This is a genomic window from Paraburkholderia elongata (assembly GCF_013177735.1).
Lineage (GTDB): Bacteria > Pseudomonadota > Gammaproteobacteria > Burkholderiales > Burkholderiaceae > Paraburkholderia > Paraburkholderia elongata.
Genome location: NZ_WOEZ01000050.1, coordinates 12,588 through 35,568, shown reverse-complemented (window position 1 = coordinate 35,568; position 22,981 = coordinate 12,588). Strand labels below are relative to the sequence as shown.

Sequence of the window (22,981 nt, the reverse complement as noted above, 5' to 3'; positions counted from 1 at the left end):
TAGCAGTGGACGTCGGTCCGATTCGAGGTACATGCTTTAGCTAAGAAAGGCAGGAGCATTACGCGAACGGTAAGATTGTCGCTAACTTGCGTGATGGAATCCGCCGCGTTTCGATCGCCCTGAGACGAATGGAAATCAAGGCGCAGCCCCATGAACCGGGCAAGGATAAGCCCTGCCTGAGGGCATTGGTGTAAGACGGGCAATCCGTGATATGGCCGTCGCGACTGCCGCGTGTGGCGCGGCCGACGTTCCGCCAGAACGGGACGTCGGCAAGTGTCAGGTCATCGAGTGATGACCTGCGCGCTTCCCTTTCGTGTTTTTCAGAACCTCGTTCGCAGACCAACCAGTACGCCGGTTTGGACTTCGCCTGTGGTCGACGTTCCAAAGCCGTTCACGCCGAGATTTGTATGCTTCTTGTTGAGAACGGTGGCGGCCTCAAGATACACGTCCGTACTCTTGGACAGCAGGTAGCTTCCGATCGCGGAAAGCATCACCGGGTTCCCTTGGCCAGTGTTTCGGTCCTGCTGGTAGAGTAAGTCCGAGGAAACATTGAATGCCGGCGTCACGAGGTATTTCGCACCGAGCCAATATAACGAAGAGTATCGATTCTGGGCAGCGTGCTTCTGCGCAAGAAACCGATATGCCGCGTAAAGCTGCACGGGACTTAGGTCGACTTGGGCTGCCGCGCCGAAGCGTTGGACCTTGTTATCCTGCGCCGCAATGGTGTTGCCGTTTTGCTGGTCAAAAAGCAGGCCTACGCTGACGACACTGCGTTGGTAATTGATGAAGAGGCTTTCCTCCTTGCCAACCCGATAGTCCCCCGCGACCGGTCCGACACCCGTGACGCTGTCGTATCCGAAGCTGTACAGCGCATCTAGCGAAAGCTTGCCGCCTGCCAGGCTCACGTCGTCAACGTATTTCACGGAATTGTCCGCCCGTGAGACGAACGCCGCATCATACGCAGGGCTTGAGTAAAGGGCAGGCCCAACAGGGTCATAAGCCAGGTCGAAATCGTAAATAGCCGTAACCTGCCGTCCCAATGTAAATATGCCGTACTGTGAAGTGAATCCAACGTAGGAAGATCGGCCCCACAGCCGACCGCCGTTGTTCAAGGTTCCTTTGGTCGCATCGAAGCCATCCTCAAGCACGGCGATGACACCATAACCGCCGCCGAGATCCTCTTTAACGCGTAATCCCCATCGCGACGTTTGTGCCCCGCCCGAGGTGAGTGAAAATGCGGTGCCGCCTTGTCCATTGACCGTTGGCACGTGATTGACAGCCTGTACCCCCACATCGACGATGCCGTACAGCGTGACCGAATTTTGCGCCCAAACTGGCACTGCAACGATGCACGAAGAAAATAGTATAACTAAGCGATTGATTTTCATATGTCTCCATCGGCTCTCTTGTTGACTGGATTTTTAAACGCCCCGCCTACAGTCCTGACGTTGCGACGACGGCCCCCAAAATCGTTATCCGACACCGTCATTTACAACTTGATGCGACTGAATGCCGCCCGGGAACTGCGCAATTCATTTATAAAAACGATGGGCTTTATGACTGCGAGACCTATGATAGAAATTAGCGCGCAGCTTGCTCCGCCCCCATATGTCGCCGCCTACTGTTGCCCTATGTGGAGCTACGCGACCTGCGGTGTTTCCACTTCATCGCCCGGGTTCGAATTTTCACGGTGTATCTGCACGAACGCACCGGAATGCTCGTAGGCGTCCAGTTCTGCGGCCGTCAATCCGTATGCCTCGAATACAGTCCGATTGTGTTCACCCTGAAACGCGGGAAGTCCGGCTGCGGGCAAGGCGTCGCGCGAAAAACGCCACGGCCTGCCTGGCAGCCTGAACGATCCCCCGTGCCGGTCCGAAACCGTCTGTACCGCGCCCCAATAGTTTGCCCAGTCTGATTCCGCGATATCTTGCATCGTGCGAAGTCTGCCCATTGCAATCTTTGCTTCGTCCAGTTGCGCATCTAGCGCCTCCAGCGTGCGAAACGTGTACATCCAGTTCTGCACCAACGCATGCAACTCGCTGCGGTGCTTACGGCGTGCCGCCGCGCTCGAAAAGCGAGGGTCGGCGGCGAGTTCGGGCCGTCGCATTGCCCGTAGATAAAACGGGAACGTTACCGAACCGACGAGGCTCATCGAAAGAACGATCTGCTCGCCCGATGGGCCCTCGAAGAATGGACAGTCGGTTGCGCCGAGAATCGCCGGTTCAGCGGCAAGGTCGGCTCCGCTCAGGTAGACATGGGCCTTTTCGTTGGCGGAAGTCAGCGCAGCGGCCATCGATACGTCGATGTACTGTCCGATTCCCGTTTGTGCGCGTCGGACGAGCGCTGCCAGTATCGCGATAGACGCCTGTAAACCCGCATACACGTCGGCATGCGACAGACTGTCCGTGCGTGGCTGTGCTAACGCATCGCCGTAGTGGTCGAGGCTGTGTCGCGTCAAACCCGCTTCAGCCTGTACTGTCGGCGCGTACGCCATGCGGTGCATCCACGGCCCTCCTTGCCCGTATCCGGTAATGGATAGATAGATCAGCCGCGGATTGCGGGCAGACAATGTTTCGTAGTCGAGGCCAAAGAAGTTCAGCGTACCTGCCCGGAAGTTCTCCACGACTACGTCCGCTTCATCGCACAGACGCAATACAAGCTCGCGCGCGCCGGGCACATTCAGATCGATGCTGACGTTGCGTTTGCCCGCGTTCTGCTGAGCGTAGTAGCCGGATATGCCTGCATGACCCGGAAACGCGAGCCGCGAAATATCGGGCCGAGGGGGTTCGATCTTGACCACGTCCGCGCCGAGATCGAGCAGTGTTTTGGCGCAGAGCGGTCCGGCAAGCACTCGCGAAAAATCGACGACCCGAATACCATCTAGTGGACCCGCCATGATCATCGCCCCACGAATCTGGCCGAACCGGCACCGCTGGTTCGATAGGACTCGAGACCCGTGCTCACATCGGTGGATGTCCACAACGGCTTCTGGATCTCCGCCATCGCCTCGTCTGCGGCCTCGGTGCCTTCACTAACGGCGAACTGCACAAGGCGTTTGGTGGCAGCATGCGCGATCGTCGGACCGTTCGCCAGTTCGTAGGCGATTGCGAGCGTGGCGGACTCCAACTGGTCGGCAGGAACCACCAGATTGATCAACCCCCAGCGTTCGAATGTGGCGGCATCGTACCGCCGACCAAGCATCGCCAGTTCCTTGGCGCGGAGCGTACCGGCTCTCTGCACGAAGCGTTGTATGCCACCCATTAACGGATGCAGGCCCAGCGTGACTTCTACCGCGCCAAGCCGCGCGGATTCGGCGGCGACGATATAGTCGCAGGCAAGTGCCAGTTCCAGTCCTCCCCCGACGCAGACTCCATGGATGCTGGCAATTACAGGGAGTGGAAAACGCTCGAGCTTGCCGAGAAACCCGACGGGGTCGAAACCAAGTCCGGAGTGGCCTTCGGTGGCGATCATCTGTTCAAGCATCTTCATTTCGGCGCCGGCCGAGAAATGTCTCAGGCCGCTGCGCAAGACCACTGCGCGAGCGCCTTCGTCATAAGCTTGATCCAGAGACCTGGAAAGAGCTTCGATGAGCTCGGGGCCGATCAGGTTATATGGCGCATGGCGCAGGGTAAGGATCGAGACGTCCGCGTCTCGGGTGCTTTCTATGAGCGAATCCATTGAGTATTGCTCCGCTGTGATGTCGAATTCCGGCTTAGATCCCGGTGTTGTCGTTGCCCTTCAGATGGAGAATCTCGCGTGCGTCGTCGGGCGTGGCAATCTGCAGGCCAAGGCCTTCGATGATGGTTCGTGCCGCCCGCACCTGCTGGGCATTGGAGATCGCCAGTTCGCCTCTGGAAATCCATAGCGAATCTTCAAGCCCCACGCGCACGTTTCCGCCCATCGCGGCGGCCATGGCTGCAACAGGTAGCTGATGGCGGCCCGCACCAAGGACAGACCACACATAACGGTCTGCGCCAAACAGACGGTCTGCAGTGCGGCGCATCTGAAGAACGTCTTCCGGGTGCGCACCGATTCCGCCCAGAAGCCCGAAGACCGACTGGATGTAGAAGGGTGCCTGTATCAGGCCGCGGTCCGCGAAATGGGCAAGGGTGTAAAGGTGCCCTATGTCGTAGCACTCGATTTCGAAGCGGGTTCCGTTTTCCGCGCAGCATTTGAGAACGTACTCGATATCGCTAAACGTGTTCCTGAATATGCGATCGCGTGATCCTTCGATATACGGCCGTTCCCAACCGTATGAAAACGTCTTGACGCGGTCGAGCATCGGATACATCCCCAGATTCATCGACCCCATGTTGAGCGACGCGACCTCGGGCTTAAAAAGTGCCGCCGGGCGAACGCGCTCTTCGATCGACATCGTTGGCGAGCCGCCCGTCGTCACATTGATCACGACGTCAGAACGCGACCTGATTTCTTTGAGGAACGGCGCAAACGCTTCCGCCGACTGGTCTGGACGTCCCTCGTTGCCGCGCGCATGCAGATGCACGATCGCCGCGCCCGCGGCCGCCGCTTCGATTGCTGAAAGCGCGATGTCGCCAGCCGTTACGGGAAGGTACGGCGACATGCTGGGCGTATGGATAGAACCCGTGATCGCGCACGTGATAATAACCTTCCGATTGTTCATACAGCGGTCTCCTTCATTTGCTGGTTGGCGTCCACTCGATTACCTGTGGATCGCACACCGGTCGACGTTAATCGGGGTCGTACTTCTGCTGCAAGTCGATCCATTGCTGCATGCCGAGCAGAGCTGACATCTGGGGAACCGACGGAAGGTTTGGGGGAGTATCGAGCGAGCCCTGGTGTATTAGCGCAAGCGAGTCCTGTATCGAGACGATCATCCGCGCGAGAACGACGCCCGGATACCAGATCATCCTGAACCCGAGCGCTATCAGCCGCTCGGCATCGAGTGCGGGTGACTTGCCGCCTTCCGCGACCGTCGCGAGCAGCGGTGTACGGAAGCTGCGTCCGATCAGTTCGAGTTCGCCAATGTTTTGCGGAGCTTCGATGAATATCGCGTCCGCGCCTGCTTCCTCGAAGATGCGTGCGCGTTCAAGTGCTTCATCGAGGCCATGCGTGCCACGCGCGTCGGTACGAGCGACGATGAAGAAATCCGGATTGCGTCGTGCATCCAGCGCTGCTTCAAGTTTCTGCCGTGCGGCCTGCCTTGACACGACAGACTTGCCCGCCGCATGCCCGCAACGTTTCGGGCTGGTCTGGTCCTCGAGCAGAACGCCGCCCACACCGAGCCGCTCATACATCTGCACGGTACGGACCGCGTTCTTGATATCGCCATAGCCGTCATCGGCATCGACGAGCAACGGAACGGAAAGGTTTGGCAGAATGTCCTGCACGCCCGCATAGAGTTCGCTGAAGGTCGCTACGCCGATGTCCGGCAATCCGAGCCGGGCGGCGACGAGTGCAAATCCGCCCACGGCGCAACAATCGAAGCCTGTGCGTTCGATGAGTTTTGCGCTAAGGGCATCATGTGCAGTCGGAATGATCAACGCATGTTTTTCTTCCAGCAATGCGCGGAAATGAGTGTTACTCACCGGCGACCTCTCTTTTGTTAGTGTTCAGGTAGACCCAGGGACGTCTGATCCGGTCCACGGCGCGATATGCGTGAATCTGATCGAGAAACGTGTTGACGTAGTCGATTGCCTCCATTCCTTCGAGCAGCAGGCGTTGATGAACTTTTGGCAACCGGAAGCTGAATGTGGCACCGGAGTCGGTCGAAATTTCAAAATTTTCCAAAGAAACGTTCAGGACGTTCTCGCTCCGATTTAATTGGTCGACGAGTGCTGCATGCGATTGGTCGTCGAGTGCGATGGGAAGCAGGCCGTTCTTGATGCAATTGCCGTAAAAGATAGGCCCGAAGCTTCGAGCGATCAGGCAGCGGAACCCGTAATCCCGCAACGCCCAGACAGCCGCTTCGCGTGAACTTCCGTAGCCGAAGTTGCGCCCGGCAATCAGAATTTGTGCGTTCTTGTAGCGCGCATGATTCAGCGAAAATTCAGGATTCTCCGTGCCGTCCGGCAGGTACCTCCACGACGCGAACATGGCGTCCGCGAAACCAGTCTTGCTGGTTTTCATCAGACCGCTTACGGAGATGATGTTGTCAGCCCCAACGTCGTCCATGAGCAGAAGGGCTGCGCGCGCTCGCATTGCTTCAAAGGGTTGCATTTCGATGTTCCGGTTTGATTAGCGAAGGAAAGGGCGTGGATCGGAAATGACGCCTGCGACGGCGGACGCGGCCACGGTTGCCGGACTCGCGAGGTGCGAGCGAACGTCCTGGCCCTGGCGATGTTCGCTATTATGGTTCGTACTGCTGATGACACGAGATCTACGCCCGAAGCTTTCGCCGCCGGCACTCACGCAGAGCGAACATCCCGCCTCACGCCATTCGAAGCCTGCGGCCTTGAATACGACATCGATTCCGTGCCGCTCGGCCGCGCGTTTTACCTCAGTGGACCCGGGCGTGCAGATCGCGCGAACGCCGGGAGCGACATGCCGGCCGCGCAGAATCCTGGCTGCTTCCTCCAGGTCTTCGAGCCGGCTGTTCGTGCATGACCCGATGAATGCGCCGTCGACGGGCAGACCAGCCAGTGGACGCCCGGGTTCCAGGTTCATATATTTGATTGCTTGCGCATAGGCATCCTGCGCGGCGAGGCCAGCTACCGACGGTCCAGTGGGGACCGCACCGCTCACGGGGACCGCCTGATCCGGAGTCGTTCCCCACGTGACGAACGGTTCGAGGCCGGCGCAGTCGATCGTCACATCACGCTGGAACGACGCGTCTTCGTCGCTCGACAGCGATTTCCAGTGGGCGACAGCGAGGTCCCAGTTCGCGCCGGAAGGCGCATACGGCCGGTTATGCAAGTACGACAGCGTCACATCGTCGGTCGGTACGAATGCGAATCGGGCTGACATTTCAACTGCCATGTTGCAAAGCGTGGCACGCGCTTCAATCGACAGGGAGCGCACCATTGTCCCCGCGTATTCCACACCGACATTCGCCGCACCGTCGGCGCCGATGGTGGCGATCAGCTTCAGCACAGCGTCCTTCGCGCTGGTTCCATCCGGCAGTTGTCCTTCGAAGCGAACTCTCATCGATGAAGGGAGAGACGCCATTAGCGTCTGCGTGACCAGGACCTGCTCGCCATCCGTCGATCCGACGCCCCACGCCAGTGCGCCGAGCGCTCCGACTGTCGTGGTGTGGCTGTCGCCGCATACGAAGGTCATGCCCGGCAGCGCAATGGCCTGCTCCATCGCCACGACGTGAGTGATACCCTGGCGCGTGTCTTCGGGAGCGAAAAACGTGATGCCATGTTCGCGAACTCCTTTTACCTGGTCACGGAGGAACGCTTCGCCTCCGGGCGCCGACGAACTGAGCGAACGTCCCGGGTAGGTGTCGATGACGTGGTCGACTGTCGCAAATGTTGCTGCCGGATCGAATACACGTCTTCCGGTTGATGCCAGTCCCTGAAACGAAATAGCTCCCGACAGTTCATGAAGGAAGTGGCGGTCGATATGTATCAGGTCAATCCCGTCGCCGAGCGCGGCAATGACATGCTGGCGCCAGATTTTCTCGGCCGATGTGAGAGGGTTGTTGCTCATGGTTCCTCCGTTTGTATGGCACGATTGTAGTACAATATTGTACGGCATTTGACCAAATCGGATTAGTGGTATCCCTGGTCAGGCAAGGACTGAACCCGTGACGTCGCTTTGCTGTGCGGCAACGCGGCGATAGTTCGCGATGGCCTGGCAAGGCAGACAACAACGATATCTGGAGAACTGGAGGCTACGCGCGAATCGTCTTTTTGGACCGAAACACCATCGCTGCGCAAACCCGACTCAGGCGCCCGTCTTTCATACACGAATGGCTTGAATATCCTTCCAGCAGCGCAGAAAAGGTGGCCACGCGTATTGTCGATGCCGATATCGTCATCACGAACAAAGCGCCCCTTAGCGCCGAGGCGATCCGTGGGGCACACAGGCTGAAGTTCATTGCGGTTGCGGCGACTGGCACGGATGTGGTCGATCTCGCGGCGTGCGAGGAGAAGGGAATCCCGGTTTGGAACATTCGCGACTACGCGCGTGTGACTGTTTCGGAACACACTTTCGCGCTGATCTTCGCATTGCGCCGCAATTTGTTCGCCCATCGCGAGTCCGTGCAATCCGGGCGCTGGGCAGAGTCAGGTCAGTTCTGTGTTTTTCGATCATTCGATACGTGACCTGGCCGGATCGACCATCGGAATCATCGGCGATGGCACGGTGGGCCGTGAAGTGGGCCGGGTCGCGGAGGCGTTGGGCATGCGTGTCGTGGTCGCCGGCCGCAAAGGCGTGGAGGCGCCAAAGTGCGGTCGATTGTCGCTTGACGAGGTACTTCGGATCAGCGACATCATTACGCTGCATTGTCCTCTCACGCCGGACACGCGAAACATGCTGTCGCTTCGTGAGTTCGATCTGATGCAGCGACGCCCGTTGCTGATCAATACCGCAAGAGGCGGGGTGGTCGACGAAGCCGCATTCTGCAAGGCCTTCGAGGATGGCAAGATCGCCGGAGCAGGATTCGACGTGGTATGCGATGAATCTATCCGTTCCGATCACCCGTTCATACGACTGCTGAGTCACCCGAACTTCATCTTGACTCCGCACATTGCATGGGCGAGCGATGAAGCCATGCAGCAACTGGCGGATCAACTCGCGGACAATATTGACGCTTACTATCATGGGGTACCTCGTCACCTTGCCACCAGGCATCCAGCAGGTCGAAATATAACGTGATGTGCGAACGACGGGAACCGTTCATACCCGTCCCGCTCGGTGAAATCCCTACTATCGCGAACCATATCTCGCATCTACATTGTCCTACAATCATGTTTGACGATCTGCTCGGAGACGGTGCTGGCCAAACTGACATATAAAGAACGTGTTCCGTCTGCAAGAGGCGGGGCGCAACAAGGAGAAGGCGTAATGACGAGGCGTTATCTGGATGTTAAGGGAAGCAAAGCGGCATACCTGGTTGCGTTAATGTCCCTGTGCTACATGGTGTCGTATCTGGATCGCAGTGTGCTGACGATCGTGGCCCAACCCTTAAAGAGCACGCTTGCTTTGTCGGACACCCAGTTGGGCGTGCTGCAAGGGTTCGCCTTTTCAATCTTCTTTTTTATCGGCGGTATTCCACTCGGTTGGATGGTTGATCGAACTAACCGGATAAGGCTTGTTGCGTGCTGCGTGCTGATATGGAGTACAGCGACGATGCTCTGCGGATTCGCCAGTAATTTCGGCGAATTGTTTGCCGCGCGTGCGTGCACGGCGGCGGCGGAGGCCGTTATCGTTCCGGCGGGTCTGTCCTTGTTTGCCGACCTGCTTTCCACACGAAGAATTCCGCTTGCGAGTTCGATCTTGGCGACAAGTCCGTTTATCGGAGGTGGGATAGCTCTTCTGCTAGGTGGCGTTGCGCTCTCGTACTTTGGTTTGGGTGGCAATGCGAGCTGGTTTTTACCGGGTCATCAGGCATGGCAAAAGGTCTACGTGCTCATCGGGCTTCTCGGCATAATTCCGATCTTGCTTCTGCTTTTGGTAAAGGAGCCGCAGCGTAAGGAACTGGACCTCGCGGAAAAAGTGGAGCAGGCCAAGATGATCGGTCTGAGCCACACCCTGAAGTACCTTTTTTTTGAATCGAAGTTCTATGCGCCGTATATCACCGGTGTATGCACGATCTTCCTTGTCTTCTATTCCGTCATCGCATGGTTTCCTATTTTGTTGTCGCGGCAATTTCAGATTGCGCCCGCCGAGGTCGGCAAATCTCTTGGGCCGATCTTCATTATCGTCGGGCTGTTCGGCGGCATGGTTTCGCAGGTGAGCTTGCGGCGTGTGGCGCCAGAAAAGATCGTGGCACGGATCATGGCAATTATTTTGTTCTCTTGCGCGATCCAGTTTGCCAACATGCTGTCCGTTGCGTTTGTCCGGAACATCTATGTCGGGATGGTGCTATATGCCATATCGACTTTGTTGACGGGTGTCGTCGTCTCGACTGCATACACGCCGATTCAATTGAGCGTCCCTAACCGGATGCGAGGAAAGGCCATGGCAATCGTGTTCTGCGGGATCAATCTTCTCGGTACGGGACTTGGGCCGTTTCTGGTCGGCTTTTTTAACGACCGTGTTTTCGTCGGGGCGGATTCTCTGGCGAAGGCGCTCTGCACAGTCGGTTCTGTAGCGGCGTGTCTTGGGGCGCTGCTGTTCTTTCGCGCCTGGACGGTGCTTAACCCGCCGCATGTGGCGCGGCAAATTGGCTGATTATCCAACGAGCTGTTTGCATTTTCTGAAACGCGTTCGCATCTTCCTATTTGCTTCAGCGTTTACTAATTTTCTCTTAGGAGGCTCGATGGCAAGTGTCTGATGAGTTTGGGGGTTATCAGTTGTGCGATCAGTCAATACCTGCAATGCACGACCGGTAATTTAAATGGAGGCAATATGGACAACACTCGTCGAAACCTTCTCATTTCCGCTGGCGTAGGCGCTGGCGCTGCACTCATTAATCAATTCGGCGCCACGACAGCGAACGCCGATACGCCGCTCCCTTATCCGCGGATCGCAGATACTTCCGCAGCGTCTCCGGATCTGATGAATTTCCTTTACGCCTATTTCGCCGCTAAGACTCAAGCCAATGTCGACCAAACGATGTCCTTCTTTTCACCACGCCTGGTGACATATACTGATGCGACACTCGGCTGGGACGCCCCAGGGTGGGCCATTCTTAAGGCCTTCTTCACGCAATACATGGCTAATTGGCCGTCGACCGCGAAATCTTATCCAACGCGCATTCTCGGCGATATGAGGAGCGCGGTGGTTGTGTTCACTGATACCAAAGAGCTGTTCGGGGGCGAAATCCATGGGGTGGGCGCGCTCGACTTCGAAGATGGCAAGGTGGTGCGATGGGTCGATTATTGGGATTCGCGTGGCTGGCCCAATACCTTCAACCTGCAAAAGCAAACGCTGCAAGACTGGCATCAAAATGCTCTGCGGGAGCGCGCTTCGCCGCAGATTCGTGAGGTCACAGCTCGCTTGACGGCGGCACTCAGCGCCGGGGACGCAAAGACTGCCGCCAGCCTCTTTTCATACGACGCAGTGTATGAAGACGTGCCTAGCCGCGTGCAAATTATCAGTCGCACGATAATCGAGAGCTATTTCGGAAGAGCGCTGACACGGCTGCCGAATGGCTTCGGCAGCGGTCTGCGTCACACGTTAGGCTCCAATGCCGGCGGGGGCTTCGAATGGATCGGCGCGATCAACTCAGGAATCCCCGGGGGCATTACCGTCCTGACACTTGATTCGTTCGGTGCGATCACTCGTGCTACTACGATGTATGACGGCGGCAGATTTTCCGAGGCAAGTCTGCAAGCAATGGCGGCGTTGGCCATTGAACCGTAAGGTCCGTCCGAGGTGAAGAAGTACACTTTTTTTCGACGAGGTAATGCGCTGTCTCGTTCAGTCCCAAGCGACTTCAGTTGAACTAGCCGAAGCGCACCACAAGCGGTTACGTCAGCCCTCACAATCAAGGAGGTTTCATGAACAAAGTCCTGAATGACGACGGTCTCAATCTTCTGTTCCGTGAAGCACGCACGCATAGTACGTGGCTGCACCAACCCGTTGCTGATGAAACGCTGCGGCAACTATACGAGCTCATGAAGTGGGCACCCACCAGTGCCAACGGGAACCCGGCAAGAATCGTCTTCCTTCGCACCAAGGAAACCAAAGAACGGCTGATACCAGCACTCGCCCCAGGGAATGTGGACAAGGTTAGGAACGCTCCCGTAACGGCCATCATCGCCTACGACCTGAACTTCTACGAAAAGCTGCCCACACTTTTTCCCCACAACCCCGGCATGCGCGACCACTTCGCCAGCGCCCCCGAACTGGTCGATATAACCGCGAGGCGCAACTCGTCTTTGCAAGGTGCCTATCTGATTCTCGCCGCTCGCGCATTGGGACTTGATTGTGGGCCGATGTCCGGATTCGACAATGCCAAGGTCGATGAAGAGTTTTTTGGAGCAGGAAAAAGCGACCAAAATACTGACGAAGAGTTTTTTCCGGAGGGCCATCTCAAATCGAATTTCCTGTGCAACCTGGGGTACGGTGACGCGTCCGGACTACACCCCCGCGCGCCGCGCCTCAATTTCGATCAGGCATGCACGCTTTTGTGACCGAAGCCCACCTGTAGTGGAAATGGTTCATGGGTGGTTGAAACCGCGATCGCCCAGTCGATTCCGTTTCGTCATTTTTGGGTTCCTCTTTGCCGACCAGTATGGCCGACTCAACTCCCAGCTTTTCCACTTACCGACCTGTCCGAACTCCCGATGTCACCTCTTACCGACCGCGGCAGTCAGTACTGCGCTCACGCATATCAGCACCTCGTCGGCCAGTTCCGCACGCAGGCGTCAATGAGTCGGCGAGGAAACTGCTTTGATAACGCGCCGATCGAATCGTTTTGGGGCACACTGAAAAGTGAACTCGTCTGTCATCACCGCTTTGCCACGCGTGAGCAGGCAAAGCGGGAAATCAGCGAATACATCGAACTGTTCTACGCCCCGAAGGAAGTCCCCTTGGGGGACAACCGCCAACGCACCCAGGCTCGTCTCGACTACCTGTCACCCGTGGCATCCACGCAGCGTTACCATTTAAATCACGTCGCTGCTTAACCCGTTGGCGTCCACGGGCTCCAACCAACCTCAGTTCGCGTGCGGGCTAGTCTTTTGGCGTTCGGGCATTCGTCTGGTCGTTCATCTGACGCGGCAACCGATCGAAGGTTGGTATAGCTTCATAATTGTGGACAAAGTCGTCGGGGACGCTCGGACCCCAGTTCGCGAGACTGTCCTTCAGCTCATAATTGGTGGGTTTCCACATCGCGTAATCCTCGATGTGGTCGATGTCCGAGTAGTACTCGAACCACGATCCCCAAGGATCCTGGATATAGTGGAAGAAATTGGAACCGATCGTGTGGCGGCCGAAACCCCAGTCGCCCCTGCCGGTCTTTTCCACCAGGGCCCTGCCGCCGCGCCCCACATCGTCGGGATCATTGACTTGGAAGCTAGCGTGATGGAAGCCGACCGCCGGAGATTTGGCGAAAGCCAGCACGTGATGGTCGCTGTTGCGTCGCGCGCAGCAAAACGCAAGAACGTCCTTGGCGTGATCGGCGAGACCCATGCCGAGTGCCTCGGTCGCGAACCGGACGCTGGCAGGTACGTCGGGAGAGAATACCAGGACGTGACCCAGCCGCAGCGGCACAACGGCACTGTAGAACTCGGACGCAAGCATTGCCGACCTTCCCTTCCTCACCAGGCGTCCGGGCGCGTTGATCTCGAATGGCGGCGCTGCGGCGGGCTCCGGGTCGGCAGGAGCGTCGCTGAGATGCAGGAGCATCCCGTGGGGATCCGTGACCCACAGCCCGCTATCGCTCGCCCCCTCCGGGGTCGCGACAAGGGCACCTCCGTGCTCCGGTACGACACGCTCGATCATGCTGAGCCCGTCGGCGCGTAGACTGACATGATGGAGCCTTTTCGCCGGGCGGTTCCCAAGGAGGACGATGACATCCCTGTCCTGTCCTCGGCAGCGCAGCCGCGCGACGTCGCCTTCAACGTCCGATATGAGGCCCGCATTCTCATAGAATCGGACTCCTTCTTCGATATCCGGGACTTCGAGCGTGTAGGACAATATTCCGAGCACAGACATAATTACTCTTCCATTGTAGTGTGATGAGTTAAAAGTTCGTTGAATTTTAGGTGGCGCATTGCCGGCCGTTCCCGACTCGGTGGTAATATGCGCCACTCGCCGTCTTGGGCGAGCCAGTGCTCGACCATCTCGCGCAACGTGTTTTTCGCACTACTCACGACTTCTCCTTCAGCTCATTCGATGCCACGGTCCTGCTTACGCACGTGTGATACAGCTTGTCCCACGCTGGCCGAATTCCCTCCGTCAATCGCAATGTTTAACTGCGAACTTCTAACTCGGGACACTAGAGCAGGCTGTTGAAAAGCGCCCCGTCATAATGACCGAAGCAGTGTTCACGAGGTTTCCGCGTGCGATTTTCTGGTGAATTGCGGGTTTGCCCAATGGTTTTTGCAGGCAATGCGCATGCGGCCAGGCCCGGGGACGAGTCGCTCCACTGATGCCGCTGTCTGAATTCCCGGCACGACTTCTCAGTACATGCGCATCCTCGTTCGTCCGTGGCGGCAAGTTACCAAGATCGGTTTGTGCCCCAGAGGAAGCGAGCACTGTCGTGCCCCGCATAGTCGGGATCAAGGTAGATGTGCACGCGCTCGATCAGTCCATCATCTCGAAACTCAAACACATTGCAATAGCGACCACCGGGCGTCTCACCACCCGACCACATCGTGCCATCCTGGTAAACGCCCTTGGTGGTGCCCTCGACTACGACAAAGTCGCGCCCCTCAAAGAACTTCATCGACTCGGGGTTGTGCGATGCCCACTTTTGGGTACTACTCAACCCCTTAGCGAGTTCGTAGAGCTCGGCTTTGCCTTTACCTGTGCCGAACTTTGGGAAATAGAACTGGAAATCGTCGGCAAACAAATCAAGAAGATCTGGTCGACCCGCGTCCAAACGGACGAAGTATTCCTTTACCCTAGTGACATTCTTTGAGTATCCGTCTAACTCTGACATATCGAGCCTCTTCAAGGTACAACGTTACCTATATTCTGACTGTCGGAGCGGCCGCTGGTCCGGGCAGCCTTTCGCGAACTGGCCGACTGCGCCTCGTCTTCGAGGACCAGCTGCGTGGTCGTCGCGAAGTGCCGACGCAACAGTTCGCAGGCGAGGTGGGCGTCGCGTGCAAGAACGGCCTTCACGATGTCTTCGTGCTCCTTGCGGATGTCACGCGTAGCAGCATCCTGGCTGCGCAGCGACTGGTGCCGATAGCGCGCCGACTGGGTACGCAATGTCGCGGCAAAGTGCTTCAGCCATTTGGACCGGCAACCAGCCAGCAGGGTGGCGTGAAAGTTGTCGTGGGCCCGTTCCCACTCGGGATTCATGCGCGGCGGGTCGCCAATGACGGTCGGCAGGCTGTTGACGAGGTGGAATGCCGCCAGCACCGCGCCTTCCCACTCGAGATTGCCGCTTTCGATCGCGTCGCGCAGCGCATCGGACTCGATGCGTTGACGCACAGCGGTGATGTCTTCCAGATCAGCCCGGGAAATCGGCGTGACCCGAAAGCCGCGCTGGTCCTCGGCTTCGACGAAGCCGCTCATCGCCAACCGCGACACCGCCTCCCGCAACGGGATCACCCCCGCTTGGTAGCGTTCGGCGAGTTCCCGGATCTTGAGCTTCGAGCCGGGCGGCAGCGCGCCGGTGACGATGTCCTGAAGAATGGTTTCCGCGAGCATCGACGCCATGGTTCTGGCGCTCGTCGAGCCCGGGGAGTCGAACGTTATATCCACGATTTTCTCCTGCAGTTGGCGTAATTATAGGCACAAGGCGCTTTGCATGCCAAATCAGGGTTAACATGCAAATACAGGAATATATATATTTTATAAATTTGCATCCAACAGCACCGGACACTTCGCCGCCCAGTGCCTTCCCTGATATTGGAGATGCAATGCGCTACGTACATTTTTCGCCCGACGGGCACACGAGACTGCTGGGCGTGCTCGAGGGTTCGACGATCGTGTCGCTGGGCGATGCCAGCCTTGAGCAGTTGCTGGCCGCCGGCACCGATCTGGTTGCGTTCGCGAACGCCGGTCGCGCGACCGGCGCGAAGTTCGACGCCGACGAGGTGACCTGGCTGCCGCCGTTGACGCGGCCGGGCAAGATCATCTGCGTCGGTCTGAACTATGCCGACCACACGAAGGAAAGCCCGTATGAACAGCCGTCGTATCCCACGCTGTTTCCACGCTTCACGACCAGCCTGATCGGACATCGTGCGACGCTGATCCGCCCGCTCGTGTCCGATTCGCTGGACTACGAGGGGGAACTGGCGGTTGTGTTGGGTCGCGGCGGCCGGCACATCGCGCGGGAGCACGCCCTCGACTGCGTGGCCGGCTACTCGATCTTCAACGATGGCTCGGTGCGCGAATACCAGTTCATGTCGCCGCAATGGACGGTCGGCAAAAACTTCGACGGCACCGGCGCGTTCGGCCCGGCGCTCGTCACCGCCGACGAACTGCCCCCAGGCGGAGCGGGCCTGAAGCTCGAGACACGGCTGAACCGCAAGGTCGTCCAGTCCGCGAACACGAGCGACATGCTGTTCGACGTGGCCGCGCTGATCTCGATCGTCAGCGAAGCGATGACGCTGGAAGCGGGCGACGTGATCGTCAGCGGCACCCCGGCCGGCATCGGCTGGGCGCGGGACCCCAAGCTGATCATGCGCGACGGCGATCTCTGCGAAGTCGAAATCGAGGGGCTGGGCGTGCTCGCCAACCTCGTTCGCGACGAAGCGCCGCAGCGTTAAGCGCGCGCTGCAAGCCCATGAGCAAAGAGGAGCAGACATGAGGCAGATTCGCATCCCGGTATCGATGTCCGTCTCATCGCTCGGCAGCAACGGTGGCACTCACTTTACGCCAATCATCAATGCGCCTGAGGTCGAGATAGCAACGCTACCAGGCTTCACGAACTTTATACCCTGGCCGATTATGAAAGCCTTAACAACGGTGTGTATCGCACCGGCTTTGCGGCGCGGCGGGACGCTTACGAGACGGCTGTCACGCAAGTCTTCGATACGTTGGATTGGCTTGAGGCACGGCTGCGAGACCGGGAATATCTGGTCGGCGACGCGCTGAAGGAGGCGGACATTCGCCTGTTCACCACGCTCGTTCGGTTTGATGCCGTTTATTTTGCACTACTACGGTAGCCATCCATGGTTGAATCCCAACGGGATCGTGCCAGTCGAACCGGATGTCGACTTCGATGCGCCATTTTAGAGCGTGACTAGCCCCAATCGCTTGTTAGTGGATCATAAGTTCGTACTACTTATGGAAAATACCGGCGCATAAAACTGTACACTCGCCAAGTTTTGTCACTATTCTTGCTGCTATAGCCAACACGATGCGGACACGTCGCATTACACAAGTGGGGATGCCGGGAAATGAAGCGATCGATTTTGGCAGTTGCTGTGCTTGGGGTTTTGCCTGTTATCAGTCACGCTCAAAGCAGCGTTACGCTGTACGGCATAGTGGATGCGGGCGTTTTGTATACGAGCAAGACGGCGAATGCAGCCGGTCAGAATATCGGTAAAACGTTCGCCTTTTCCGATAGCGGCGTGGCGCCTTCGATATTCGGCATATCCGGGAAGGAGGACTTGGGCGGTGGTCTACAAGCAGTGTTCAAAATTGAAAATGGATTCAGTCCTGCCAACGGTGGCCTCAACCTTTCCAACGGGAATTTCTTTGGTCGCCAGGCATATGTCGGGTTGAGCGGAAACTTCGGACAGATCAAGGCAGGCTTGCAATTCTCGCCGTTCGTCTACGCGTTATACGAGAACGACGCGCGGGGCTTTGCGAATTTCGGCGATGTACAAAGCTTCTACGGTGGCAGCGTCTTGACGACGGGCGTATATAACTCGAATGCGATCAGTTATACCACCCCGAAGATTGCGAATCTCGAAGGCAACGTCATGCTTGCGCTGGGTGGTAAAGCTGGCGATTTCCAGGCAGGCCGGCAATATTCAGCGAGTCTGAAATATGACGACGGCACGCTGATGGTCAATTCGGCCATTTACGATGGCAACAGCGGCGGTACGGTCAACACGCCGATTCCCAGCACCGTTGCATTCGTAGGTCGTATGCTGGGTGCGACATACCGATTCGACTCGCTGAGCGTCCATGCCGTCTTCGTCAACTTCAAGGTGGCGGGATCTACCAACAACTATGTCTATGGAGGCGGAATCGACTATTTCGTGTTACCGCAGTTAGAACTTAATGGTGGTGTCTGGGTGTCGAGCGATCGCAATCATACCGAAAATCATTCGCTGCTGACGGCTATCGGCGCAGAGTATTTCCTGACGAAGAGGACGACGCTCTACACACAGGTCGGCGTCGTGAACAATCATGGCGCAGCGAATACCGGTTTATCGGTGTCCTACCCCGGCGCATTTTTGGGGGTTCAGGGAACGACTGTTGGGTTAAATGCCGGGATACGCCACATATTCTAATTATCTTTATTTCAAATCCACCAAGTTATTTCATTTCGGGAGATTTTCATGGATCGCTACAAGTTTCTTCCGCTGCTGAGTCGTATTCTGATCGGTGCGCCGTTCCTTATGAGTGGGCTGAGCAAGCTGGGAGCTTACGCCGCTACTGTTGCCTTTATCACAGCTGTCGGAATGCCGGTGCCGCCGCTTGCGTTCATCGTTGCAGTGGTTATCGAAGTTGGCGGTGGATTGTCGCTGTTACTGGGCTACCGGACTCGCCTTGTCGCGTTCGTTTTGGCGGTCTTCGCGGTGGTCGCAGCAATCTACTTCCACCACGATTTTGGCGACCAGAACCAGATGATTCACTTCATGAAAAATCTGATGATCACTGGTGGTCTTCTTCAAATCACGTACTTTGGCGCTGGGATGTTCAGTCTGGACGCTCGCGTCGGGCGGTCGAAGTCACCTGAAGCACCTTTAAGTGCGCACTAAGGATCGGGCGAGATCTTCTAACTGGTCAAAGCGGGACGATCACCCGAGGAATTGGCTCGGGAGTTCGAGCCGACCGCGCAAACATCTACAACTAGGTGGCGCAGGCCGATCGCGACGTCGGCAAGCGGCTTGGCGGCTTGACCACGAGCGAGCGGGAGGAACTCATGCGGCTCGCCGCGAGAACCGTCAGCTCAAGCTTGCGCGCGAGATCTTGTCAAAAGCCGCGGCCTGGTTTGCACGGAAGACCGAAACGGTGCCGAGTCGAGCGATCCCACACCCCCGTTTTGGGGGCGATGCAAAAGGCAGCGCGAAATAGTCGCCCGATGTCGACGGCTGCGCGACACCGGTTTTCCAAGCAGGCATGCCGCCGAAGACGGGCGGCGCACTATTCAAACGGAGAGACAAATGTCGAGACTTGACGGCAAGATTGCTATCGTTACCGGTGCGAGCGGGGGTATCGGCCGCGCCACCGCCGAGACGTTCGCCGAGGAGGGCGCCATCGTTTATGCGACCGATGTCACGGAACCAAGCCCCGGATTCGCGGACGCGCGCATCCGCTTCTTCAAGCATGACGTCGCGAGCGCCGAAGCATGGGACCAGCTGGTCGTGGAGGCGATCGCCCGTTGCGGCCGGATCGACATTCTCGTCAACAATGCCGGGATCGGCGGCAGCATGGCCCCCGTCACGGACGAGAATCTGGAATCGTGGGACCGAGTCATCGCCGTCAACCTCACCGGGCCGTTCCTCGGCATGCGCGCCGTCCTGCCGCACATGCGCGAGCGCAAGACCGGCTCGGTCATCAACGTCTCGTCGATCTGGGGCAATGCTGCCGTCGCCTTTGGCGCGGCCTATCACGCAACCAAGGGCGCCGTACGCCAGTTGACCAAGCATGCTGCCGTCGTCTGCGGTCCGGACAATGTCCGTGTCAATTCGGTTCATCCGGGCGTGGTGGCGACGCCGCCGGTGCTCGTTGCGCAAAGCCCCGAAGCCACCAGCGTGATTCTCGGCGCGAGCGCGCTCGGGCGCATGGCCCAGCCCGTCGAACTGGCGCGTGCCATGCTGTTCCTGGCAAGCGACGATTCGGGTTTCATGACCGGCTCCGAGCTGGTCGTCGATGGCGGGTATTTGGCCAAGGGTTCCTGACCGGCCACGCCGCTTCATCCGCGGAAATCTCGATGCGTCGGTCGGTTCGGCAGTGAAACCGGAGCGATGCTTTCCCATGATGGGCACCTCCTGTTCCAAAAAATAGGTGTCCACGAAACCGGGTCATTCCCACAACACGTAAGGAGAAGTCGATGAAAAGGCTTAAAGACAAGGTTGCGATCATAACCGGGGGCGCGAGCGGCATCGGTATGGCGCAGGCGAAGCTCTTTGTCGCTGAGGGTGCCAAAATCGTGGTAGCCGATCTGAACGACGGGGCCGGGCGGGATCTCGTGAAGACTTTGGGTGCATCGAGCCTCTTCGTTCATCACGATGTGATGAGCGAGGATTCGTGGCGAGATGTCGTCGCGAAAACCTCCGCGGAGTTCGGTCGCGTTAATGTCTTGGTGAATAACGCAGGGGTTTATAAGCCGAAACCATTCCAAGATACTGACCAAGCGCTCCTCGATCTGCACTATCGAGTGAATGTTGTCGGGACGTTTCTTGGCATGAAGTCGGCTTACCCGGTCATGATTCAGGCGGGCGGTGGGGCGATTGTAAATATCTCATCTGGTGCCGGCATGCGTGGCTACGCGGGAATGTTTGCTTATTCATCCTCCAAATGGATGGTGCGCGGTCTTAGCAAGAATGCCTCGCTCGATCTTGCGACCAGCGGAATCCGGGTCAACACGATCCTACCCGGTCTGATTGATACGCCACTCTTAGGGGAAAACAACAGCAAAGATTATATCGATGGCCTGAAAGCATTGGTACCGGCCCAGCGTCTGGGCAGGCCCGAAGAGGTTGCCGAAGCTGCTCTTTATCTCGCCTCCGATGCGTCTTCATTCGTCATGGGCGCTGAAATTACTGTCTGTGGCGGCCTCATGGCCTGAAGTTTGTTCGTCATCTGTTGCTCTGAACGGAGAATGTGCTGGGCTTAGCTAAGTTCGTCGGGATCCCACAGGACGATTCACACGGGTGACGTTTAGTTGATGAGCAGGCTGGACATTGGCCATCCCGCCCCCCCAAAAGCAGGCGCTCATACCGGCCCATGCTGACAAATGATGTCCAGGTCCAGCAGCGCCGTTGTGCAGTTGTCTGGCACACTTTTTTCACAGCGGAATTGCCGCGTAAATATAGATAGGAGTACATGTCATCAACGGCGCGAGCATTGCCAACTTCGCACTCGATTTCTTGCTATTTTGCATTGCTTATCTTGATAACTTTACTGTCGTGAAGTATAGTGTTTTGCAGAAGTCGTGCTGTCGTGGAACCTCGCCGAAGGGCAAGCGCGAAGTCCGACTTTCGAAAGTCAGGGCCGCCTTTGAATTCGTCAGCGGCCGCCGTTTGAAGGCGAACGAACCAATGAATCTGGAGCAGACATGATTGAAGAACGCGATGTCTACGTAACGATGCGGGATGGCACTCGTCTCGCCGTCGACGTCTATCGACCGGAGGGGAGTGGAAAGTATCCGGTGCTCTATACATGCTCGTTGCACAACAAGGATCTTCAGGGTCCAGACATTGCTGACGTGGTGCCTCCGCAACCCGCGCATGCTCCGCTGTGGTTCGGGCCGGTGGAAGCGGGTGACACCCGGCGCTTTGTGGCGAACGGCTATGCGCACGTGATCGCGCAGGCGCGGGGTTCGGCCAAGTCCGAAGGCGACTATGGTGCAGAAGACACCGACCACTACGACATGATCGAGTGGATCACGCAACAGCCGTGGTCGGATGGCAAGGTGGGGATGGCCGGCATTTCGGGGTTCGCAGGTGAGCAATGGCGCGCGGCCGCCCAAGGGCATCCGGCGCTTAAGGCGATCTTCCCCTACGACGCATGCAGCGCATACGGTGGCATGTTCGGGTTTCGGGATTTCAATCCTGGCGGCGTGCTTCATACGTTCCTATACCTGCTCGACATTTTCAGCACGGTGCATGAGTCGCGCAGTGTGCCGGGGCCGCTGCCGGAAGAGCAGGAAGCGCTCTGGCGCGAGGCCATGCGCAATCCCGACTACAAGATGTACATCAACCTCTACAACATTCTGACGCAGAAGGGGCAGCGTACGGGGGCGATGTACCACATCCTGACGAACCCTTGGGAGCCAGACGGGACCGTTGAGCGGGCAGAAGAAATCTTCAAGGGGAAGATCAAGGTGCCGTTCTACACGGGCTCCGGTGCCTATGCGTATACCTACAAACTGCATTGGCTGGGTGCCCAGCACTATTTCGCAAACGTCAAGCAACCGCGCAAGCTGCTCTTTACCGGTCCGGCACACCTGGACCGCCCGTTCCACCAGTACAACGACGAAATTGTTCGCTGGTACGACTACTGGCTCAAGGGTGTCGACAACGGCATTATGGACGAGCCCCCGGTCCGTTACTGGGTCATGGGCGCCAACGAATGGCGCACGGGTAGCGACTGGCCTCTGCCCGAAACGCAATGGAGCAAGTATTACCTCGGCGGCTGGGAGCGACTTTCCGCGGAAGAGCCTCGACCGGCGGCGGAGGTCGGCAACGCACTGCGCGAGCCGGACGTCTACACCCAAATGCCGCTCAAGAAGACAACCAAGGTCGAGCGCCTGCGCTACATGACCGATCCGCTGCCCCACGATGTACTGGTGGCGGGTCCGATCTCGCTCACGCTCTACGCCGAGATCGACCAGGCGGACACGAACTGGATCGTCGTGCTCAAGGACGTGGGCCCGGACGTGTCAGTCGTAACCGCGCGCGTCGGCGAACGGAACGTTCCCGATACTTTGCCCGAACGCGAACTGACTCGCGGTTGGTTGAAGGCGTCGTACAGGGCATTGGATGCAGACCGATCCACGCCTGCGGAACCGTTCTACAAGCTGACGAAGGATTCAATCGTGCCTGTAACTCCGGGCGAGATCGTCAAGTACGAGATTCAGGTGCTGGCGACGGCCAACCAGTTCAAGGCTGGCCATCGCATCTCTCTCGAGATTTGCAGTCTTGACGTGCCGACCGGAATTGGCGCGATGACCGACGTTGAATACATTCCGTATCACGTGTGCAGCAGCAATACGGTGACTCACAAGATTTACCGCGACGCTGACCGCCCGTCACATTTGCTGCTCCCGATCATTCCGCTGAATGGGGAGTCCTCCTGAATTGCGGAACCTGGAAGGGCGCCGTTGGCGCCCGGTGAATTTAACCGACAACATGAGGGTAGA

19 protein-coding genes and 4 pseudogenes are annotated in these 22,981 nt (G+C 57.8%); 13 read left to right on the top strand and 10 right to left on the bottom strand.

What is annotated here, in order from left to right:
• Window positions 1–320: 320 nt before the first annotated feature.
• The 7 genes from GNZ13_RS10860 to GNZ13_RS10830 all read right to left on the bottom strand — a co-directional run bounded on the left by GNZ13_RS10860 (window position 321) and on the right by GNZ13_RS10830 (window position 7,632).
• Entirely contained in the window at window positions 321–1,388 is a 1,068-nt protein-coding gene (locus GNZ13_RS10860) for a porin (protein ID WP_172163411.1), read from the bottom strand.
• Window positions 1,389–1,639: 251 nt separating this feature from the next.
• Window positions 1,640–2,896: a CaiB/BaiF CoA transferase family protein gene (locus GNZ13_RS10855; protein ID WP_172163408.1), complete on the bottom strand. Its 1,257-nt coding sequence runs from the start codon at window positions 2,894–2,896 to the stop codon at window positions 1,640–1,642.
• A 2-nt stretch (window positions 2,897–2,898) separates the two neighbouring features.
• Window positions 2,899–3,678 carry an enoyl-CoA hydratase/isomerase family protein gene (locus GNZ13_RS10850; RefSeq protein ID WP_172163405.1) on the bottom strand — a complete coding sequence of 260 codons (780 nt, stop codon included), beginning with the start codon at window positions 3,676–3,678 and terminating at the stop codon, window positions 2,899–2,901.
• Between the two features lie 34 nt (window positions 3,679–3,712).
• A complete protein-coding gene (locus GNZ13_RS10845; protein WP_172163402.1) occupies window positions 3,713–4,642 on the bottom strand; it encodes a BKACE family enzyme in 930 nt (309 codons plus the stop codon).
• Window positions 4,643–4,709: 67 nt separating this feature from the next.
• Window positions 4,710–5,567: an isocitrate lyase/PEP mutase family protein gene (locus tag GNZ13_RS10840; RefSeq protein ID WP_172163399.1), complete on the bottom strand. Its 858-nt coding sequence runs from the start codon at window positions 5,565–5,567 to the stop codon at window positions 4,710–4,712.
• Window positions 5,560–6,198, bottom strand: coding sequence for a 3-isopropylmalate dehydratase small subunit (leuD, locus tag GNZ13_RS10835; protein ID WP_172163396.1), 639 nt, complete (start codon window positions 6,196–6,198; stop codon window positions 5,560–5,562). The genes GNZ13_RS10840 and leuD overlap by 8 nt, the downstream gene beginning before the upstream one ends.
• Before the next feature lie 18 nt (window positions 6,199–6,216).
• Window positions 6,217–7,632 carry a 3-isopropylmalate dehydratase large subunit gene (locus GNZ13_RS10830; RefSeq protein ID WP_172163393.1) on the bottom strand — a complete coding sequence of 472 codons (1,416 nt, stop codon included), beginning with the start codon at window positions 7,630–7,632 and terminating at the stop codon, window positions 6,217–6,219.
• A gap of 167 nt (window positions 7,633–7,799) precedes the next feature.
• Here GNZ13_RS10830 and GNZ13_RS10825 point away from each other — a divergent pair.
• The 5 genes and pseudogenes from GNZ13_RS10825 to GNZ13_RS10805 form a co-directional block, all read left to right on the top strand.
• A pseudogene (locus tag GNZ13_RS10825) lies at window positions 7,800–8,802 on the top strand (D-2-hydroxyacid dehydrogenase).
• 189 nt (window positions 8,803–8,991) lie between these two features.
• A complete protein-coding gene (locus GNZ13_RS10820) occupies window positions 8,992–10,320 on the top strand; it encodes an MFS transporter (RefSeq protein WP_172163390.1) in 1,329 nt (442 codons plus the stop codon).
• Window positions 10,321–10,497: 177 nt separating this feature from the next.
• The gene (locus GNZ13_RS10815; protein WP_172163387.1) at window positions 10,498–11,454 is read left to right on the top strand and encodes a nuclear transport factor 2 family protein; all 957 of its coding nucleotides are present in this window, start codon (window positions 10,498–10,500) and stop codon (window positions 11,452–11,454) included.
• A 137-nt stretch (window positions 11,455–11,591) separates the two neighbouring features.
• Window positions 11,592–12,227: a malonic semialdehyde reductase gene (locus GNZ13_RS10810; RefSeq protein WP_172163384.1), complete on the top strand. Its 636-nt coding sequence runs from the start codon at window positions 11,592–11,594 to the stop codon at window positions 12,225–12,227.
• Window positions 12,228–12,392: 165 nt separating this feature from the next.
• Window positions 12,393–12,722 (top strand): annotated as a pseudogene (locus tag GNZ13_RS10805) (IS3 family transposase); the annotation flags it as partial.
• 46 nt (window positions 12,723–12,768) lie between these two features.
• Here GNZ13_RS10805 and GNZ13_RS10800 read toward each other — a convergent pair.
• The 3 genes from GNZ13_RS10800 to GNZ13_RS10790 form a co-directional block, all read right to left on the bottom strand.
• Window positions 12,769–13,752 carry a VOC family protein gene (locus tag GNZ13_RS10800; RefSeq protein ID WP_172163381.1) on the bottom strand — a complete coding sequence of 328 codons (984 nt, stop codon included), beginning with the start codon at window positions 13,750–13,752 and terminating at the stop codon, window positions 12,769–12,771.
• 505 nt (window positions 13,753–14,257) lie between these two features.
• The gene (locus GNZ13_RS10795; RefSeq protein WP_172163378.1) at window positions 14,258–14,701 is read right to left on the bottom strand and encodes a nuclear transport factor 2 family protein; all 444 of its coding nucleotides are present in this window, start codon (window positions 14,699–14,701) and stop codon (window positions 14,258–14,260) included.
• An 11-nt stretch (window positions 14,702–14,712) separates the two neighbouring features.
• The gene (locus GNZ13_RS10790; RefSeq protein ID WP_328807214.1) at window positions 14,713–15,474 is read right to left on the bottom strand and encodes a GntR family transcriptional regulator; all 762 of its coding nucleotides are present in this window, start codon (window positions 15,472–15,474) and stop codon (window positions 14,713–14,715) included.
• A 158-nt stretch (window positions 15,475–15,632) separates the two neighbouring features.
• On the opposite strand from GNZ13_RS10790, the gene GNZ13_RS10785 reads away from it, so the two are divergent.
• The 8 genes and pseudogenes from GNZ13_RS10785 to GNZ13_RS10750 all read left to right on the top strand — a co-directional run bounded on the left by GNZ13_RS10785 (window position 15,633) and on the right by GNZ13_RS10750 (window position 22,918).
• Window positions 15,633–16,484 (top strand): fumarylacetoacetate hydrolase family protein, encoded by an 852-nt coding sequence (locus GNZ13_RS10785; protein WP_172163375.1) that lies wholly within the window; start codon window positions 15,633–15,635, stop codon window positions 16,482–16,484.
• A gap of 64 nt (window positions 16,485–16,548) precedes the next feature.
• Window positions 16,549–16,632 (top strand): annotated as a pseudogene (locus GNZ13_RS10780) (2-oxo acid dehydrogenase subunit E2); the annotation flags it as partial.
• Between the two features lie 32 nt (window positions 16,633–16,664).
• Window positions 16,665–16,953: pseudogene (locus GNZ13_RS10775) on the top strand (glutathione S-transferase C-terminal domain-containing protein); the annotation flags it as partial.
• A gap of 164 nt (window positions 16,954–17,117) precedes the next feature.
• Window positions 17,118–18,182: a porin gene (locus tag GNZ13_RS10770; RefSeq protein WP_172163372.1), complete on the top strand. Its 1,065-nt coding sequence runs from the start codon at window positions 17,118–17,120 to the stop codon at window positions 18,180–18,182.
• Between the two features lie 48 nt (window positions 18,183–18,230).
• Complete coding sequence (locus GNZ13_RS10765; RefSeq protein ID WP_172163369.1) at window positions 18,231–18,653, top strand: DoxX family protein; 423 nt, start codon at window positions 18,231–18,233, stop codon at window positions 18,651–18,653.
• A gap of 405 nt (window positions 18,654–19,058) precedes the next feature.
• Window positions 19,059–19,796 carry an SDR family NAD(P)-dependent oxidoreductase gene (locus GNZ13_RS10760; protein WP_172163366.1) on the top strand — a complete coding sequence of 246 codons (738 nt, stop codon included), beginning with the start codon at window positions 19,059–19,061 and terminating at the stop codon, window positions 19,794–19,796.
• A gap of 152 nt (window positions 19,797–19,948) precedes the next feature.
• Entirely contained in the window at window positions 19,949–20,686 is a 738-nt protein-coding gene (locus GNZ13_RS10755) for an SDR family NAD(P)-dependent oxidoreductase (RefSeq protein WP_172163363.1), read from the top strand.
• A 489-nt stretch (window positions 20,687–21,175) separates the two neighbouring features.
• Entirely contained in the window at window positions 21,176–22,918 is a 1,743-nt protein-coding gene (locus GNZ13_RS10750) for a CocE/NonD family hydrolase (protein ID WP_172163360.1), read from the top strand.
• The last annotated feature ends 63 nt before the right edge of the window (window positions 22,919–22,981 follow it).

Coding starts and splice junctions, on each gene's coding strand:
- GNZ13_RS10765 (WP_172163369.1), top strand. CDS start 18,231: ATGGATCGCTACAAGTTTCTTCCGCTGCTGAGTCGTATTCTGATCGGT.
- GNZ13_RS10750 (WP_172163360.1), top strand. CDS start 21,176: ATGATTGAAGAACGCGATGTCTACGTAACGATGCGGGATGGCACTCGT.
- GNZ13_RS10795 (WP_172163378.1), bottom strand. CDS start 14,701: ATGTCAGAGTTAGACGGATACTCAAAGAATGTCACTAGGGTAAAGGAA.
- GNZ13_RS10810 (WP_172163384.1), top strand. CDS start 11,592: ATGAACAAAGTCCTGAATGACGACGGTCTCAATCTTCTGTTCCGTGAA.
- GNZ13_RS10845 (WP_172163402.1), bottom strand. CDS start 4,642: ATGAACAATCGGAAGGTTATTATCACGTGCGCGATCACGGGTTCTATC.
- GNZ13_RS10815 (WP_172163387.1), top strand. CDS start 10,498: ATGGACAACACTCGTCGAAACCTTCTCATTTCCGCTGGCGTAGGCGCT.
- GNZ13_RS10820 (WP_172163390.1), top strand. CDS start 8,992: ATGACGAGGCGTTATCTGGATGTTAAGGGAAGCAAAGCGGCATACCTG.
- GNZ13_RS10770 (WP_172163372.1), top strand. CDS start 17,118: ATGAAGCGATCGATTTTGGCAGTTGCTGTGCTTGGGGTTTTGCCTGTT.
- GNZ13_RS10785 (WP_172163375.1), top strand. CDS start 15,633: ATGCGCTACGTACATTTTTCGCCCGACGGGCACACGAGACTGCTGGGC.
- GNZ13_RS10830 (WP_172163393.1), bottom strand. CDS start 7,632: ATGAGCAACAACCCTCTCACATCGGCCGAGAAAATCTGGCGCCAGCAT.
- GNZ13_RS10860 (WP_172163411.1), bottom strand. CDS start 1,388: ATGAAAATCAATCGCTTAGTTATACTATTTTCTTCGTGCATCGTTGCA.
- GNZ13_RS10760 (WP_172163366.1), top strand. CDS start 19,059: ATGTCGAGACTTGACGGCAAGATTGCTATCGTTACCGGTGCGAGCGGG.
- GNZ13_RS10850 (WP_172163405.1), bottom strand. CDS start 3,678: ATGGATTCGCTCATAGAAAGCACCCGAGACGCGGACGTCTCGATCCTT.
- GNZ13_RS10800 (WP_172163381.1), bottom strand. CDS start 13,752: ATGTCTGTGCTCGGAATATTGTCCTACACGCTCGAAGTCCCGGATATC.
- GNZ13_RS10855 (WP_172163408.1), bottom strand. CDS start 2,896: ATGGCGGGTCCACTAGATGGTATTCGGGTCGTCGATTTTTCGCGAGTG.
- GNZ13_RS10755 (WP_172163363.1), top strand. CDS start 19,949: ATGAAAAGGCTTAAAGACAAGGTTGCGATCATAACCGGGGGCGCGAGC.
- leuD (WP_172163396.1), bottom strand. CDS start 6,198: ATGCAACCCTTTGAAGCAATGCGAGCGCGCGCAGCCCTTCTGCTCATG.